At 72.0% G+C, this 1,888-nt stretch carries 1 protein-coding gene; it reads left to right on the forward strand.

Going from position 1 to position 1,888, the window contains the following annotated elements:
• On the forward strand, nucleotides 1-1,888 hold a 1,888-nt coding region (locus tag ACIPXB_RS37115; RefSeq protein ID WP_401457420.1), incomplete at both ends, for an amino acid adenylation domain-containing protein.

Genomic DNA, 1,888 nt, shown 5'->3' on the forward strand with positions numbered 1-1,888 from the left:
CGGAGCACGAGAGGTACTTCACCGAGCTGCTCGGCGACGTCGAGGAGACCACCGCACCGTACGGCCTGGGCGACGTCCACGGCGACGGATCGGACGTCGTCCGCGTGCGGGTGCCCGTCGCTCCGGAGCTGCACACGCGACTGCGCGCGGTCTCGCGCCGTCTGAGCACCAGTGCGGCGACCGTGCTGCACGTCGCATGGGCGCGGACCCTGGCAGCCGTGTCCGGCCGCGCCGACGTGGTGTTCGGAACCGTGCTGTTCGGGCGGATGAACTCCGGGACGGGATCGGCGCACATGCCGGGCCCGTTCATCAACACGCTGCCGGTGCGGGTGCGCACCGGTGAGCTGGGCGCGCTGGAGGCCGTGGAGGCGATGCGCGGCCAGCTGGCCGAGCTGCTGGAGCACGAGCACGCCTCCCTGGCCCTGGCCCAGCAGGCCAGCGGACTGTCGGGCAACACTCCCGTGTTCACCTCCCTCCTCAACTACCGCCACAACACCGGCGGATCCGAGCCGCGCGCGGACAGCGACCGGAGCCTCGGCTTCGAAGGCTTCACGGCGCTGTACTCGAGGGAGCGCACCAACTACCCCCTCGCGGTGTCCGTGGACGACGACGGCGATGCGATCGAACTGACCGTGGATGCCGTGGCCGCCGTCGACGGGTCGGCCGTGGGCCGGCTGATGTGCGCCGTGACGGAGAACCTGGTCACCACTCTGGAGTCGCAGCTCGACGGTGGGCCGGAGCGGCGGCTGAGCGCCGTCGGAGTCCTCGACGGAGCCGCCTCGCACCGGATGCTGGTGGAGTGGAACGACACGGCGGCCGAGGTGGCGCCGGGCACCGTGGCGGAGCTGTTCGCGGCGCAGGTGGCGCGGGTGCCGGATGCGGTGGCCGTGGTCGCCGACGGGGTGGAGGTGTCGTACGCGGAGCTGGACGCGCGGGCGAACCGGCTGGCGCGGCTGCTGACCGGCAAGGGCGTGGGCCCGGAGTCGGTGGTCGCCGTGTGCCTGGAGCGCGGCGTCGATCTGGTGGTCGCGGTGCTGGGTGTGCTGAAGGCCGGTGGGGCCTACATGACGATCGACCCGGAGTATCCGGCGCAGCGGGTCGCGTACATGGTGGAGGACGCCGGGCCGGCCGTGATGCTGGCCTCGGCCGCCACCGATGCCGTGCTCCCGGGAGCGGTGCTGTTGGACGACCCCGAGGTCACGGCGGCCTTGGACGGCCTGGACTGCAGCGCACCGGACGCGCCGGCGCCGTCGGTGACGCATCCGGCCTACGTGATCTACACGTCCGGTTCGACGGGACGACCGAAGGGCGTCCTGGTCACGCACGCCGGCGTGGCGAGCATGACGGCGGGTCACAGCGGGCTGCTCGGCGTGGGTGCCGGGCACCGGGTCGGTCAATTCGCCTCGGTGGGCTTCGACGCGTTCGCGTGGGAGTGGTTCATGGCGCTGCTGACCGGCGCGACCCTGGTGGTGATCCCACAGGAGAAGCGGGCCGGTGCCGACCTGGCACAGTTCCTGGCCGACCAGGCGGTGACCCATGTGACGCTGCCGCCGGCCGTGCTGGCCACCCTGGACGAGAGCACGGTCGGCAAGGACCTCGTTCTCGTGACGGCCGGCGAAGCCCTGCCGCCGGAGGCGCTGGCGCGCTGGGCCCGGGGCCGACGGATGTTCAACGCCTATGGCCCCGCCGAGACGACGGTGGATGCGACGTTGTGGCGTTGTGCTGCGGGGGCTGGGGAGGTGGCGATCGGTGGGCCGGTGGTCAATACCCGGGTGTTCGTGCTGGATGAGTTCTTGTCGCCGGTGCCGGTGGGTGTGTCGGGTGAGTTGTATGTGGCGGGTGCGGGTCTGGCGCGTGGGTATGTGGGTCGTCCGGGTCTGACGGCGGA

Source organism: Streptomyces sp. NPDC090022 (assembly GCF_044748145.1).
Classification (GTDB): Bacteria; Actinomycetota; Actinomycetes; order Streptomycetales; family Streptomycetaceae; genus Streptomyces.